The 15327-nt window shown below is 64.9% G+C and carries 12 protein-coding genes; 8 read left to right on the forward strand and 4 right to left on the reverse strand.

The window, feature by feature from the left end:
* Window positions 1-126: 126 nt before the first annotated feature.
* Window positions 127-2706, reverse strand: coding sequence for a glycogen/starch/alpha-glucan phosphorylase (locus tag QZ613_RS06785; protein WP_291867518.1), 2580 nt, complete (start codon window positions 2704-2706; stop codon window positions 127-129).
* 478 nt (window positions 2707-3184) lie between these two features.
* Between QZ613_RS06785 and QZ613_RS06790 the strand changes: the two genes are divergently transcribed.
* A complete protein-coding gene (locus QZ613_RS06790; RefSeq protein WP_291867515.1) occupies window positions 3185-4120 on the forward strand; it encodes an N-acetylmuramoyl-L-alanine amidase in 936 nt (311 codons plus the stop codon).
* 71 nt (window positions 4121-4191) lie between these two features.
* The gene (locus QZ613_RS06795) at window positions 4192-5214 is read left to right on the forward strand and encodes a toll/interleukin-1 receptor domain-containing protein (protein WP_291867512.1); all 1023 of its coding nucleotides are present in this window, start codon (window positions 4192-4194) and stop codon (window positions 5212-5214) included.
* A 33-nt stretch (window positions 5215-5247) separates the two neighbouring features.
* Here the strand turns inward: QZ613_RS06795 and ispF are convergent, their stop codons facing one another.
* Complete coding sequence (gene ispF / locus QZ613_RS06800) at window positions 5248-5727, reverse strand: 2-C-methyl-D-erythritol 2,4-cyclodiphosphate synthase (RefSeq protein ID WP_291867508.1); 480 nt, start codon at window positions 5725-5727, stop codon at window positions 5248-5250.
* Window positions 5724-6422, reverse strand: coding sequence for a 2-C-methyl-D-erythritol 4-phosphate cytidylyltransferase (gene ispD / locus QZ613_RS06805; protein WP_291867505.1), 699 nt, complete (start codon window positions 6420-6422; stop codon window positions 5724-5726). Before ispD ends, ispF begins: the two co-directional genes overlap by 4 nt.
* A gap of 150 nt (window positions 6423-6572) precedes the next feature.
* Between ispD and amrB the strand changes: the two genes are divergently transcribed.
* Genes amrB through QZ613_RS06825 form a run of 4 tightly spaced genes read left to right on the forward strand, consistent with a single transcriptional unit; the run spans window position 6573 to window position 9727 of the window.
* On the forward strand, window positions 6573-7409 hold the full coding sequence (amrB, locus tag QZ613_RS06810) for an AmmeMemoRadiSam system protein B (RefSeq protein ID WP_291867502.1): 837 nt from the start codon (window positions 6573-6575) through the stop codon (window positions 7407-7409).
* The gene (gene amrA / locus QZ613_RS06815; RefSeq protein ID WP_291867499.1) at window positions 7399-7959 is read left to right on the forward strand and encodes an AmmeMemoRadiSam system protein A; all 561 of its coding nucleotides are present in this window, start codon (window positions 7399-7401) and stop codon (window positions 7957-7959) included. The genes amrB and amrA overlap by 11 nt, the downstream gene beginning before the upstream one ends.
* A complete protein-coding gene (amrS, locus tag QZ613_RS06820) occupies window positions 7932-9041 on the forward strand; it encodes an AmmeMemoRadiSam system radical SAM enzyme (RefSeq protein ID WP_291901232.1) in 1110 nt (369 codons plus the stop codon). The genes amrA and amrS overlap by 28 nt, the downstream gene beginning before the upstream one ends.
* The gene (locus QZ613_RS06825; protein ID WP_291901235.1) at window positions 9038-9727 is read left to right on the forward strand and encodes a hypothetical protein; all 690 of its coding nucleotides are present in this window, start codon (window positions 9038-9040) and stop codon (window positions 9725-9727) included. The genes amrS and QZ613_RS06825 overlap by 4 nt, the downstream gene beginning before the upstream one ends.
* A gap of 80 nt (window positions 9728-9807) precedes the next feature.
* On the opposite strand, the gene kefC is transcribed toward QZ613_RS06825, so the two are convergent.
* The gene (gene kefC / locus QZ613_RS06830) at window positions 9808-11643 is read right to left on the reverse strand and encodes a glutathione-regulated potassium-efflux system protein KefC (protein WP_291901238.1); all 1836 of its coding nucleotides are present in this window, start codon (window positions 11641-11643) and stop codon (window positions 9808-9810) included.
* Window positions 11644-11968: 325 nt separating this feature from the next.
* Between kefC and QZ613_RS06835 the strand changes: the two genes are divergently transcribed.
* Together QZ613_RS06835 and nhaD are read left to right on the forward strand one after the other, a co-directional pair.
* Window positions 11969-13474: a transposase gene (locus QZ613_RS06835; RefSeq protein ID WP_291901241.1), complete on the forward strand. Its 1506-nt coding sequence runs from the start codon at window positions 11969-11971 to the stop codon at window positions 13472-13474.
* Window positions 13475-13613: 139 nt separating this feature from the next.
* Window positions 13614-15065 carry a sodium:proton antiporter NhaD gene (gene nhaD / locus QZ613_RS06840; protein ID WP_291865080.1) on the forward strand — a complete coding sequence of 484 codons (1452 nt, stop codon included), beginning with the start codon at window positions 13614-13616 and terminating at the stop codon, window positions 15063-15065.
* Window positions 15066-15327: the final 262 nt, after the last annotated feature.

Here is a 15327-nt window from a genome sequence, read left to right on the forward strand (position 1 = left end):
CCGGCGCTGACAAATGAAATGGCGGCCCCCTGGTGGCCGCCATTTCATTGTGAACCGGGCTTATAGCACGGGGCAGGGGAAAAGCATCGTTCCCCTGCCCTTCCCCTGCCCTGCCTGCCGCTGTCTTTAGGGCGCTCCCGCCGCCGCACGCTTGAACTGCAGATCGTCTTCCGAGAGATCGGTAAGTTCGATACGCACCGGCTCGACGCGCCAGATGTCGGTGCAATATTCCTTGATCGCCCGATCGGACGAAAAGAAACCAGAGCGTGCGACGTTGAGGATCGACATCCGCGACCAGCGTTCGTAATCGATGTAGGCCTCGGAAACCTTTTCCTGGCAATCGATGTACGACTGAAAATCGGCCAGGAGCATGTACTCGTCGTGGTTGAGCAGGTGGTCGACCAGCGGCCGGAAGACATCCCGGTCGCCACGCGTGAAGAAGCCCGAGCCGATCAGGTCGATCACCTCACGCAGGTGCGGGTTGGCTTCGTAATAGTCGCGTGGGCGGTAGCCACAGCGGCGGAGTTCCTTGACTTCCGGCGTGTTCATCCCGAAGAGGAAGAAGTTCTCTTCGCCGACCTGTTCGAGGATCTCGACATTGGCGCCGTCGAGCGTGCCAATGGTCAGCGCACCATTCATCTGGAACTTCATGTTGCCGGTGCCCGAGGCCTCCTTGCCGGCCAGCGAGATCTGCTCGGAGAGATCGGCGGCGGGGAAGATCGACTGACCGCTCTTGACGTTGTAGTTGGGGAAGAAGACGACCTGCAAGCGGCCATGCATGGCCGGATCGCGGCCGACGATGTCGGCCACTGCGGTCGCCAGGCGGATCATCAGCTTGGCCATACGATAACCTGGCGCGGCCTTGCCACCGAAAATCACCGTGCGCGGTGCGACCACCAGATTCGGGTTGTCTTTCAGGCGCTTGTACAGCGAGATGACATGCAGCAGGTTGAGGTGCTGGCGCTTGTACTCGTGAATACGCTTGACCTGGACGTCGAACATGGATGCCGGATCGGCATCGGCGTGGGCAACGCGCTTGATCTCGCGCACCAGGTGCTCCTTGTTGCCGCGCTTGATCCCACGCCACTTCTCGCGGAAGGCCGGATCGTCGGCATAGGGTTCGAGTTCGCGCAAGCGCATCATGTCGGTCACCCAGCCCTTGCCGATCGTCTCGTCGATCAATTGCGACATGGTCGGATTGGCAAGCAGGACGAAGCGACGCGGCGTCACGCCGTTGGTCTTGTTCCTGAACTTCTCCGGCCAAAGCTCGTAGAAATCCTTGAGGATGTCGGACTTGACGAGTTCGCTGTGCAGGGCGGCAACGCCATTGACGGCGAAACTTCCGACCACAGCCAGGTGCGCCATGCGGATGTAGCGCGCGCCGTCCTCGTCGATCAGCGACATGCGCCGAAGAACGGCTTCGTCACCCGGGAAGCGGATGCGAACCTCGTCGAGGAAACGCTCGTTGATTTCGCAGATGATCTCGTAATGCCGCGGCAGCGTTTTCTGGAACAGCCGCAGCGGCCACTTCTCGAGCGCCTCGGGGAGAAGCGTGTGATTGGTGTATGCGAAGGTCCGCTGGGTGATCGACCACGCCTCGTCCCAGAGCATCTCGTAGTCGTCAACCAGCAGATGCATCAGTTCGGCGACGGCGATCGACGGGTGCGTATCGTTGAGCTGGACGACGAACTTTTCGTGGAAACGACTGAGATCCGCCTCACGCTGCAGTTGCAGACGAATCATGTCGCGCAACGAGCAGGCGACGAAGAAGTATTGCTGCTCGAGGCGTAGGGTCTGGCCCGCTTCCATCTCGTCGTTCGGGTAGAGGACCTTGGTCAGCGTCTCGGAGAGCACTTCCGCATCGACTGCCTGGTAGTAATTGCCGGCGTTGAAGGCCGCGAAATCGAATTCCTCCGGCGCCTCGGCACTCCACAGCCTGAGGCGGTTCGGGGTATTGACGCCATATCCGAGCACCGGCATGTCCCAGGCCGTGCCGCGTACGACCTTGGCCGGCACCCACTGAACACGTAACCGACGACTCGCCGAGGCCTCGTACTGGTGTTCCGTATGACCGCCGATCTTGATATCGAAAGCGACATTCGGACGATGGATGAGCCACGGGCTTCCCGAGCGCAGCCACTTGTCGGTCAGTTCGGCCTGCCAACCGTCGCGGATGGCCTGCGTGAAAATGCCGAACTCGTAGCGGATGCCGTAGCCAATCGCCGGTATCTCCAGCGTCGCCAACGAATCGAGGTAACACGCGGCGAGACGCCCAAGGCCGCCGTTACCGAGCCCGGGCTCTTCCTCCTGATCGAGGAGCATGTCCAGATCGAGCCCGAGTTCGGCCATCGCCTGTCGGGCGTTGTCGAAAATGCCGAGATTGATCAGATTGTTGCCCAGTTGCGGACCGATCAGGAACTCAGCGGACATGTAGCAGACCGTACGGCTGCCCTTGTCCCGGTAGGTCCGTGCCGTCTGCACCCAGCGTTGCAGCAGGCGGTCGCGAACGGCCAGGGCCAGCGCCTGGAAACAGTCACGCCGGGTGGCGACCTCGGGAAAGCGCGCCTGCGAGTAAACCAGCCGGTCGAGAAAGGCGCGCTTGAGCGCTTCGACTCCGAGCCCCATGCGCTCGTCGTCCCTGCCTACCAACGGCACCGCCACCGGCGCCGAACGCGCCCCGGCCGAATCCTGCTTCTTCTGAATCATCTCCACACCCCTCGATAACTCTGTTTGATTGCGAACGATTACGCTTTCAGCGTCATTTTTTCAGCCTTGAAAGGCACGTCAGCGGCGAGTCTAAAGCATAGTTAGCGCCTCTGACTACCGCCCGGCAAGAGGTTTTTTCGCGCGCCGCTGCTTCTCGGCGGGAGATAACATCGTCGGCGTCATTCCTCTCGCTGCCCGGGGCGTTTGATTGCAGTCACAATGCGCATGACCCGGCCGAGGGCCGCGCTCGCGACGATCTGCGTTTGCCCGCCGCGCGCAGATCTGCGCCATGCATCGATGCCACACTTGGCGCCCAGGCCAGGAACGTCGCATGCAGCGGCGGGCGACCAAACACGATGCCCGGACGACGGATGGTGCTAGGATTCACGGGCAGGCAGTCAGACACGCAGGAATGTTTCCGGTGGCGCATCCTCGATGCGCCGTATTCGATCCGTCTCAACCCTCGCGAGGACAAGCAATGACTCTGAAAATCGAAAACCACCAACTGGTCGGCGACCTGGTCAGCCATCGCAGCACACCCAATTGTGGCGGCATCATGGCGCCCAGCTATCTGATCTTCCATTACACCGCCGGTCGCTCGACGGAGAGCTCGGTCGAGTCGCTGTGCACGCGCAAGGCGCAGGGCAATGCGTCGGCGCACGTGGTCCTCGGACGCGACGGGCGGATCGTGCAACTGGCACCCTTCAACGTCGTCACCTGGCACGCCGGGGTCAGCCAGTGGGCCGGTCTGGTGGGACTCAACTCGCACTCCATAGGCATTGAAATGGACAATGCCGGCCTGCTCAAGAAGGTCGGCAGCCAATACCAGGCGTGGTTTGCCAAGGTCTATCCCGACGACGAGGTCACCCTCGCTGCGCATCGCAACGGCGGCCCGGTGTCGCCCTGGCACACCTACACGGAAGCGCAGATCGAAAGATCCGTCGAACTCGCCGACCTGCTCGTCGAGCACTATGTTCTGCAGGACATTCTCGGCCACGAAGACATCGCACCCGGACGCAAGACCGACCCGGGTCCGGCGTTTCCGCTGGCCGCCGTACGTAGCCGCGTAATCGGCCGCGAGCAGGACGAGCCGCCGCGCTACGTGGTCACCGCCAGCAGTCTGAACATCCGCAAAGGACCCGACGCCAGTTTCGACCGCGTCGCGGCGGCGCTGAAGAGCGGCAGCGAGGTCCTCCTGCTCGAAGCACGTGACCGCTGGAGCCTGGTCGAGGTCGTCGCCGACCCCGAGATCGAGGGCTGGGTCAGCAACGCCTACATTGCTCCCAGCACGGGCCGCGGGATGGCGCTCCCGAGATTCACCGTCGCCGGCCCGGCGTCAACCGACCCGACCATCGCCGTCGCCAAGCTCAAGAAAGGCGGCAAGGGCAAGAAGGCACGCCGTCACGCGCCGTGAGTGAACGGCACGGAGCCGGCAAGCGCCCGATCCGCCAGCTTTGCTGAGCGGCAAGAAGCAAGCGCAGACCAATGGCGCAAGTGTTCATCAGCTACCGCTCGTCCGACGGCAAGGACAAGGCGACGGCCCTGGCGCGTGATCTCGGCGCCGTCTTTGGCGACGAGCAGGTTTTCCTCGACAAGGATGATCTGCGCGCCGGGGTCCGCTGGCGCGAGGAGATCGCGCAGACGCTCAAGGCACGGCCGATACTCCTGCTGCTGCTCACGCCGCAGCTGCTCGCCGCGACCGACGATCGCGGAGCCTTGCGGATCGACGACCCCTCGGACCCGATCCGCCGCGAAGTGGCCGACGCCCTGGCCGGCGGTGCGCACCTCATTCCTTTGCTTTGCGACGACGTGGCTGCGCCGCCGCCAGCCGCCGAACTGCCGGCGCCGTTCAACCGCATCGGCGATTTCACCTGGCGCCCGCTGCGCGCGTACGACTGGCACCACGACGTCCAGCGGCTGGTAGACGACCTGCACGCGCTTGGCGTTGTTGCCACGCCGCCTGCAGTCACGCCCACTTCAGCCCCGCCAGGCCAGTCCGTCGGGCAAGCAAGCCGACGACGGCTCGTCGTGGCGGCGGTGCTGGCAATGCCAATCGCTCTCGGCATCGGCTGGTACGCGCTGCGGGTCGCCGGCACCGCTTCCGCCACCGATGTCACCGGGTCGTGGTTGGCCACACTATCCCCCGACGAGACGCTCTTCCTGGCGCTGCGACAGAGCGGCGAAAAGGTCGAGCTCAGCAGTCGTCCCGTGCCCATCGGCGAGAGGGCCGACTGGGCCGACTACCGCAGCTTCTGGCGCGAGCGCTTCGGCAGCGAACTCGACGCCGTAAGCTACCGCGGAAAGGGCACCGCAAGCGCTCTCCCGGGTGCTGAACTGGTGGTCGACATCGCGCTGCAGATTGTCAGCAGTCCCGGCGACGTACTGGTCGATACGGGAAACCTCACCGCAAGGATCGCCGGCGATGGCGCCACGATGGCCGGGACCCTGTGGTTGAACAGCGCGCAGAAAGAGCGTCCCGTCAAGCTGGCGCGCGTAGCGCAGCAGTGATCGCGCGAAGGCGACCTCGGGGCGGCGCCCGCTTCAGTTCGGTTGGCTGATCAGCACCACCGCCTCGGTAGCAACGCCTTCCCCTCGCCCGACGAAACCCAGCTTTTCTGCGGTCTTCGCCTTGACGTTCACGCAGTCCACCGCCACCTGCAGATCGCCAGCGATGTTGGCGACCATCTGAGGCAGGTACGGCGCCATCTTCGGCTGCTGGGCGATGATCGTCGCGTCGACGTTGCCGACCTGCCAGCCCGCCTGCGCCAGCAGCGCAACGGTGGCGCGCAGCAGGACGCGGCTGTCGGCGCCGCGATAGCGAGGATCGCTATCGGGAAAGTGCTGCCCGATGTTGCCCAGTGCGGCGGCGCCGAGCAGGGCGTCGATGATCGCATGCACCAGCGCGTCGGCATCGGAATGACCGAGGAGTCCGCTGCCATGGGCGATGTCGACACCGCCAAGGATCATCTTGCGGCCGGGAACCAGCGCGTGAATGTCGCAACCCTGTCCGACGCGGATCATTCGTCCACCCTCGTCCTGCCCTGCAGGATCAGCTCCGCCAGACGCAGGTCAGCCGGAAAAGTGACCTTGAAGTTGCTGCTGTCGCCGGCGACCAGTCGCGGCTTGAAGCCGGCGGCCTCGACGGCCGAGGCTTCGTCGGTGCCATCCGGGTATCCGGCAAGCACCCGGCGCAGCAGACCGTAGCGAAACATCTGTGGTGTCTGCGCCTGCCACAGGCCGTCGCGCGACTCGGTACGCGCGACGCGCTGTGCGTCGTCGGCGCGCTTGAGCGTATCGGCCAGCGGCACGGCCAGGAGACCGCCGACCGGATCGTCGGCCAGCTGGTCGCACAGGACGTGCAGGTTTGCCTGCGAAAGGCCGGGGCGTGCCGCGTCGTGGACCAGGACCCAGTCGTCGTCGTGGGCGGCCGTCGCGGCGGCAGCCAGGCCATTGGCGACGCTCGCGGAACGGCTCGCCCCGCCACAGAAAACCGTCTCCAGCTTGTGGCCTAGACTTGTCCAGTCGTATTGTCGCCACCAGCTGTCGTCCGGAGAGAGAACGACCCAGACGCGGTCGATGCGTGGGCAACGACACAAGGCGGCCAGGCTGTGATAGATCAGCGGTCGGCCGGCGAGCATCTGGTATTGCTTTGGCATTGCGCCGCCAAAGCGCGAGCCGCTTCCGGCGGCGGGGACGATTGCGTAGTGACGTAGCATGGCGTAATTTTAACCAAAGTAGGCAGGCGGATACCGAAATGAGCGCGCAGCGCTGCGCACGGACTCTTGCCAGCGGGTGATTTTCCGTTATCGAGGTCGATGCCTGCGCCGCCGGCCCTGCTTGAGCCCCACTCCTCGAGGATTGACCAGATGACACACTCGACCCCAGGCATCCGTCCGGCCGCAGTCGCCGGCACCTTCTATCCCGGATCGGCCAGCGTTCTGGCGCGCGATCTTCGCCGGCTGCTCGACGACACGCCGGTGGCGCAAACGGCTCAGGAGAGGCAGTATGGGCGCCCGAAAGCGATCATCGCGCCGCATGCCGGCTACGTCTATTCAGGGCCCATCGCGGCCAGCGTCTACGCACCGCTGCACGCGCTGCGCGCCACTTTCCGGCGCGTCGTGCTGCTCGGCCCGACGCACCGCGTCGCCGTCGCCGGGCTGGCGCTGCCGTCGGCCAGCGCCTTCGCCACTCCGCTGGGCGAGGTAGCGCTGGACATGGCGGCCATCGCCAGCATCGCACACCTGCCGCAGGTCGTCGTCAGCGACGCCGCGCACGCCATGGAACATTCGCTGGAAGTGCAGCTGCCCTTCCTGCAGACGGTCCTCGAACGCTTTACGCTGGTGCCGCTGGCCGTCGGTCGTGCCTCCGCGGCAGAGGTCGCCGAAGTGCTCGAAGCCCTCTGGGGCGGCGACGAGACGCTGCTCGTGATCAGCTCCGACCTCTCGCACTACCTTCCCTACGCGATCGCCCGCAAGACGGACAATGAAACCGCCCGGCACATCGTCGCCCTCGACGCACGGATCGACCATCAACAGGCCTGCGGCGCGACGCCGGTCAATGGCCTCCTCCTGGCGGCGCGCCGGCACGGGCTGCAGGCGCGCCTCCTCGACCTGCGCAATTCCGGCGATACCGCCGGCGACAGGTCGCGCGTCGTCGGCTACGGCGCCTTTGCCTTCACGCCGGTGAACACCGATGCCCACTGACCCCCTCGGCAGCGCCCTGCTGGTCAGCGCCCGCAACGCCATTGCCGCGAAATTCGGATTGCCGGCAAGACCGGTGGCGACGACGCCGGAACTCGCCGAGCCCGGGGCGAGCTTCGTGACGCTGACCCAGGACGGTGCCTTGCGCGGCTGTATCGGCAGTCTCGAAGCACAGCGGCCGCTGGCCGCAGACGTTGCCGAGAACGCCTTCGCCGCCGCCTTTCGCGACCCGCGCTTTCCGCCGCTGAGCGAGCGGGAGTTGGCGCACACGCGGATCGAGGTTTCCTTGCTCGCGCCAGCCGAACCCTTCCCGGTCAGCAGCGAAGAAGACGCGCTGGCCCGCCTGCGGCCGGGTGTCGATGGCTTGATCCTGAGCTACGGGCGGCGACGGGCCACTTTCCTGCCGCAGGTCTGGGAGTCGCTCGCCGACCCCCGGCAATTCCTGGCCCAGCTCAAGCTGAAAGCCGGCTTGGCCGCCGACTTCTGGCACCCGGAGCTCACCCTGGCGCGTTATGGAGCACGAAAATGGAAAGAGACCTCAACGACTCGCTGAAAACCCCCGAATCGGCACACCCGGCGCGCTGGTGGCACGCCATCGCCGACGCGCGTATCCAGTGCGACCTCTGCCCGCGCGACTGCAGACTGCATGACGGCCAGCGCGGCGCCTGCTTCGTGCGCCAGAACATTTCCGGAGAAATGGTGCTCACCACCTACGGTCGCTCGTCGGGCTTCTGCATCGACCCGATCGAGAAGAAGCCGCTCAACCACTTCTATCCCGGCTCGTCGATTCTTTCCTTCGGCACCGCCGGCTGCAACCTGGCGTGCAAGTTCTGCCAGAACTGGGATATCTCCAAGTCCAAGGACATGGACCGCTTGCTCGACGCCGCCAGCCCGGAGGGAATCGCCGCCGCGGCCGCCGCCTACGGCGCGCAATCGGTCGCTTTCACCTACAACGACCCGGTGATTTTCGCCGAGTACGCGATCGATACCGCCGTCGCCTGCCGCGCAAATGGCATCAAGACCGTCGCCGTCACCGCTGCCTACATCCATCCCGAGCCCGCGCGCAACTTCTTCGCGGTCATGGACGCGGCCAACGTCGACCTCAAGGCCTTCACCGACGACTTCTACTTCAAGCTCTGCGGCGGCCACCTGCAACCGGTACTCGACATCCTCGCCTACATCCACCATGAAACGAACTGCTGGCTGGAAATCACCACCCTGCTGATCCCCGGCCGCAACGACTCGCCAACCGAGGTCAAGGCACTCGCCGACTGGGTGGCGCGCGAGCTGGGCGCGAACGTGCCGCTGCACTTCTCGGCCTTCCACCCCGACTGGAAAATGAGCGACCTGCCGCCGACGCCGCCATCGACGCTGACCCAGGCCAGGCGCATCGCCATGGACGCCGGCCTGAACTATGTTTACACGGGCAACGTGCATGACACCGAGGGCGGCACCACCTTCTGCCCGCAGTGCAAGGCGGCGCTGATCGAGCGCGACTGGTACAACATCCGCCACTACGATCTGCCGAGCGACGGTCGCTGTCCGCATTGCACGACGCCGATCGCCGGCTATTTTGCGCGTTTCGGCAAGCCTTTCGGTCCCCGTCGCGTGCCGGTCAGGCTGGTGCGCCGGTGAGCGAAACGAGCGCCTCGACCGGGGCAACGACGATGGCCATCGACAGCGCCGGTGTGCGCCTGCACGCCGACCTGACCCTGCCCGCGCGGCCCTCGGCGCTGGTCGTCCTGGCCCACGCCGGGCCGAATCCCGAAGCCCGCGACGACGCCCTCGCCGTCATCCTCCGCCATGCCGGCGTCGGCACCCTGAGCTTCGACCTGTTGACGCGCAGCGAAGATCGCTTCGTCGACAATCATCACAACGTTCCTCTCCTCGCCAGCCGCCTGGTCGACGGCCTCACCGTTCTCAGGCAGCATATGCTGCTCGACGAGCTGCCCAGCCTGCCGGTCGGGCTCAGCGCTGCCGGTGACTGCTCGCCGGTGGTGGTGCGCGCGGCCGCCATCCGTGATCGCGACATTTACGCCGTCGTCTGCCGCGGTGGCCTGATCGACCTTGCCGGCATGCTCTACCTGCGCACGCTGGCCTCGCCCCTGCTGGTCCTCGTCGGCGACGGCGAACAGCGCGTCGAAACCAGCAACCGCCGCGCACTACGCGAACTCACCGGGCGCAAGGAGTTGAAGCTGCTGCCGGCGAGCGCCGACGCCCCCGACTCGGCCGCCGCCTTCGAGTGGGTGGCGCGCGAAACCGCGCACTGGTTCGTGCGCACCCTGCCGACGGCGACAGCGAACACCGTCAACCGCGCCTGAGCGTACTGCTCGCGCCTGCCAACGCTGATCGCCCAGGCAGGAGCGATCGACACAGGGGAGTCATCACGCCCGAATGACTGTCAATGCCCCGCCGCCGGCTCGTCGTGTTGCCGGCGCGCGGCGCGCTCCAGCCGCTCCTGCGCCATCTGGTCCTCCAGTTTCTGGCGTCCCTCCTTGACCACGGCAATCATCCGGGCGCGGTCGTCGTGGTGGGGATGCATGCGTTCAAACAGCTCCAGGTTGTGGGCACGAAAACGTGTCGTCGTCAGCAGGGCGTCAGCCGCCGTAAGGCCGAGCAACTCGAGCACGCTGCGCGCACTGCACAGGCTCGATTCGAACAGCTCGCGCTGGACACGCGTCACCTGATGGTCACGCAAGCGGTGCCAGTGGGTCACGTCACGTGCGCGGGCGACGATTTCCAGATTCGGGAAATGCTCGCGCACCAGGTCGACGATCTTCAGCGACTGGTCGACGTCGTCGACCGCCAGCACCAGCACCCGCGCGCGGGCTGCCCCTGCCGTACGCAGCAGGTCGAGCCGCCCGGCATCGCCGTAGAAGACCCGGTAGCCGAAGCTGCGCGCGGCCTCGACCATTTCTGCGTCGTGGTCGAGAATCGTGCACGCGATCCCCTCGGCGAGCATCACGCGGGTGACGATCTGCCCGTAACGGCCAAAACCCGCAATCAGGATCGGCGCGTCCTGGGCTTCCGAGATCTCTTCAAGAACAACTTTCCGTCGGCTGGCGTAACGCGGCAGAAGCCATTTGTCGACGGCCACCAGCAGCAGCGGCGAGACGAGCATCGATACGGCCACCGCGCCAATCAGGAGAGAGCCCGTTGCGGGCGGAAAGACGCGCGCGCCGACAGCCGCCTGGAAGACGACGAAAGCGAATTCTCCGCCCTGCGCGAGAAGCAGCGTGAACACGGGCCGATCCTGGAACGACACTCCCATCTGCCAGGCGAGGGTATAGATGACCGCGGCCTTGAGGGCCAGAAAAGAGGCGACAATGGCGGCCATCTGCAGCGGTGAGGCGATCAGTACGGCGAAGTCGATGCTCATCCCGACGGCGATGAAGAACAGTCCCAGGAGCAGGCCCTTGAACGGTTCGATGTCGGTTTCCAGTGCCCGCCGGTATTCGCTCTCGGCGAGCAGGACCCCGGCCAGAAAGGCTCCCAGGGCCATCGACAATCCCACCTGGTGCATCAGGCCGGCAATGCCGACGACCAGCAACAGCGACGCCGCGGTGAAGATTTCGGGCGTCCGCGAGCGCGCAATCCAGCGCAGCAGGGGGCGCAGCAGCAAGCGCCCGCCAAGCACGATGGCGGCGATCACGCCGACGATCCGAGCCGCTTCCAGCCAGTGGTTGACGTGCATTTCGCCCACATCGCCGACGACGCCGGTGGCCAGCAATGGCAGCAGCGCCAGGATCGGGATCGCCGCGACGTCCTGGAAGAGCAGAATGGCGAAGACCGAGCGACCGCTGGAGGTCGGCATCAGATTACGTTCGCCCATCACCTGCAGGGCAATCGCCGTGCTCGAGAGCGCCAGCCCCAGCGCGGCCACCAGCGCGATACGCCAGGGCACCCCGCTGAGCATGGCCAGCGCGGCGAGCACCGCGGCGCAGCCAAGAACCTGCGCGCCGCCCCAGGCGAAGATCGGCCGCCGCATGCTCCACAAGCGTTTGGGGTCGAGTTCCAGACCGACCAGGAAAAGCATCAGCACGACGCCGAACTCGGCGAAATGGAGGATGTCCTCGACGTTCGTGACCAGGGCCAGGCCCCAGGGCCCGATGGCCATCCCCGCCGCCAGATAGCCGATGATCGCGCCGAGGCCCAGCGCCTTGCTCAGCGGCACGGCGATCACCGCAGCGCTGAGGTAGATGAAGCTATTGACCAGCCAGGCCGGTGCGTTTTCCATGGTCTCGGATACTCAGGAGATGATCGAAGGTGTTGGCGAGCCTCGTAGAAGGCGCATGCGGCACAGATGATGCCATTGACTGCCGACAATTACAGGCGGCGCTGGCGAGCACTGCGAGCAAAATGCCTTGCCCGGGACTGCGAGGCCGGAACCGAGACGTCGACGCGCGACCCCGACCCGCGGCCAACCCCTTTTAACCTAGAAATCTCAGTTGGCGACGTGCAAAGTTGCGGAAGTGCTGGCAGGCTATGGGTTTGACGTTAATCGATGGAGTCACCTGATGGGTGAGTCGAAATTGAAGCGGCTTAAGGCCAAACAAATGCAAATGTCGTGCGCTGGAGTGCACACGGCGGGCGGGCGTGTGCAGGTGCGCTGGGAGGCGGACAGCGCCGCCACGCCGATGGGGCAACTGGCCTACTTCATCGAGTTTCTGACGCTGACCGGGTTGTGGTCGGGCTGGCAGGAACGCTGCCCGCTGTCCTACACCAGCCCAAACGCGCCGAGCAAGGCCGACGTGCTGGGTACCTGGATGTTGTCGATCCTGTCGGGTCATCGGCGCTACTCGCATGTGACGACGATTCGTTGTGACGGGGTCAATCCCGGTCTGCTGGGAATGAACAAGGTGATCAGTGAGGATGCGCTGCGCCGGGCGTTGGTGGCGATTGGCGAACCCGAAGGGGTAGCCTGGCTCGATGCGCACCTGCGCGAGAGTACGGCGCCGCTGCTCGATGCGCCGTGGATTCTTGACATCGACACCACGATCAAGCCGCTGTACGGCAAGCAGGAAGGCGCGGTGGTGTCGTACAACCCGCACAAACCAGGTCGTCCTTCGCACAGTTACCACACCTACCTGATGGCCGGGCTGCGCCTGGTGATGGGCGTCGAGGTCAAGGCCGGCAACGAGCACTCGGGTAGCCACACGCTGCCCGGCCTGCTGACGATGCTTGATGAGTTGCCCGCCGAGCGCAAACCGAAGATGGTGCGCGGCGATTGCGGCTTCGGCTCGGACGCCATCATGCGCGCGCTCGAAGAACGCCGCCAGCCGTATCTGTTCAAATTGCGTCTGTCGAAAAACGTCAAGCGCCACATCGAACGCCTGTTCCGGGTCTCGGGCTGGACCGACGCGGGTCAGGGCTGGGAAGGCATGGACAGCACGCTGGCGCTGACCGGTTGGGAGGACAAGCGGCGTGTCGTGGTCCTGCGCCGCCCTCTGCAGGGCGAGATGCTCGTTGCCCAAGAAGACAATGGCCAACAGCTGCTGGGCTTCATCGAAGCCGATCGCAAGGCGGGCAAGCGCATCACCGGCTACGAGTACGCCGTACTGGTCACCAATCTCGACCACGAAGTGCTTTCGCTTGGCCAGCTCTACCGCGACCGGGCCGATGCGGAGAACACCTTCGACGAGTTGAAGAACCAGTGGGGCTGGGGCGGTTTCACCACCCACGACCTGCATCGCTGCCAACTGTCGGCACGTGCCGTGGCACTGATCTACAACTGGTGGAGTCTGTTTGTCCGTTTGGCCAGCCCCGAAGCGCGACGCGAGGCCATTACCAGCCGGCCGTGGTTGATGTCCTCGGTCGGACGCCGTACCGAGCATGCCGGCCAGACCACGATCACGCTGACCGGACTGCATGCCCACTTTGGCAAAGCCCGGCAGGTGCTGATGCGTATCTCCGCCCAGCTTCAAGCCTGGGTGACCGAAGCTGCGGAGCAGTTCAATGTCACATCGGTCTGGCAGCTGTGCTGCAATCATCTCAAGCTCACCCTCGCCGCAATCGGCCCGCCGCCTACCTTCAATTTGCTGGCAAATCATGCAAATGGGGTGGGGTAACTGCGTTTTCTAGGTTTAATGGTACAAGGGACCCCGTATGCTGCGTGCTTGAGAATCGAAAGCTGCCGACGGCGACAGTCGCGATGCTGTCCGCGATCGGAGACTGATCGGAAGCTGCCGCGAATCAAGGAGACCAGTAATGACAAGGCTAGCGCGCCTGCTCGTCCTCCAGCTGTTTTTTCTGTCGCCGCTTCCTGCCTGGGCCTCGGCAGCGGAGGATGGGCGCCTCGACCTGACCGCCCACTGGGTCGGTTTCACCGCCCTCGTCCTGTTTGGTTTGGCTTACGCACTGGTGATGGCGGAGGAATTCACGCACCTGCGCAAGTCCAAACCCGTGATCCTTGCCGCCGGCCTTATCTGGGCGCTGATCGCCATCGTTTATGCCGACCACGGCATGAACCATGTTGCCGAAGGGGCGGTACGGCATAATCTGCTCGAATACGCCGAACTGATGCTGTTCCTGCTCGTCGCCATGACCTACATCAACGCCATGAGCGAGCGCAATGTGTTCGGCGCCCTGCGCTCGTGGCTGATCAAGAAGGGCTACGGACTGCGCAAGCTGTTCTGGATAACCGGCGCGCTGGCGTTTTTCATTTCCCCCGTCGCCGACAACCTGACCACCGCGTTGCTGATGTGTGCGGTGGTGATGGCGGTCGGCGGCGAGAATACCAAGTTCGTCCTGGTTGCCTGCATCAGTATCGTGGTGGCGGCAAACGCGGGTGGCACCTTCAGCCCGTTTGGCGACATCACGACCCTCATGGTCTGGCAGAAAGAGATCGAGACGCCGCAGGGCGTGGTCGGGTTCGGCGCCTTCTTTGCGCTGTTCGTTCCCGCTCTGGTGAACTGGCTGCTGCCGGCGGCAATCATGTCGATCACCGTCCCCAATACACAACCCCACGCCGGCGGCGAGGCAGTGGTGATGAAACGCGGCGCCAGGCGCATCATCGCGCTTTTCCTGCTGACCATCGTAACCGCCGTCAGCTACCACAACTTCCTGCATTTGCCACCGGTCGTCGGCATGCTCACCGGCCTGGCCTATCTGCAGTTCTTCGGCTACTTCCTGAAGAAGACCGTACACCTCGAGCACGGCATGACCCGGTATCAGTTCCTGACCCTAACCGGCGACGACGAACAACTTGGCAGCCTGCCGGCGTTCGACGTGTTCAACAAGATTGCCCGGGCCGAGTGGGATACCCTGCTCTTCTTCTACGGCGTTGTGCTCTGCGTCGGCGGCCTCGGCTTCATCGGCTACCTGGCGATGGCCTCCAAGGTGATGTATATCGACTGGGGTGCGACCAACGCCAATATCGCGATCGGTATCCTTTCGGCGGTGGTCGACAACATCCCGGTGATGTTCGCAGTGCTGACCATGATGCCGGACATGTCGATGGGCCAATGGCTGCTGGTCACGCTCACCGCCGGTGTCGGTGGCTCCCTGCTGTCCATCGGTTCGGCCGCGGGGGTGGCCCTGATGGGGCAGGCACGCGGCAAGTATACCTTTTTCGGCCACCTCAAATGGGCGCCGGTCATCGCACTCGGCTACGCAGCCAGCGTCGCCACGCACATGTGGATCAACAGCGCCCTGTTCTAGCGCGGTGGTGCATTCTGGATGAGGCTTTCCCCCACCACCGCCGACAGCAGCGTGAAACCCGTGCGGTGGCTCAAGTTTGCCCCGCCCATGCCGCTCCCGGCGTCGCCAAGTCCGGGCAACCGTTCCCCGACCACCGTCGTTGCGAGGAGGCGTCGCCGACGCGGAAATCCAGTTCCATTCTCTGACCACGGGTGCGCCACATCAGCCAGGCGAATCGCGCAGCTGCCGCGGCGACCCTCGGCGAGCGCCGCGACCTCCGCCA

Source organism: Candidatus Accumulibacter sp. ACC005, assembly GCF_907163215.1.
In the GTDB taxonomy this organism is placed as follows: Bacteria; Pseudomonadota; Gammaproteobacteria; order Burkholderiales; family Rhodocyclaceae; genus Accumulibacter; species Accumulibacter regalis.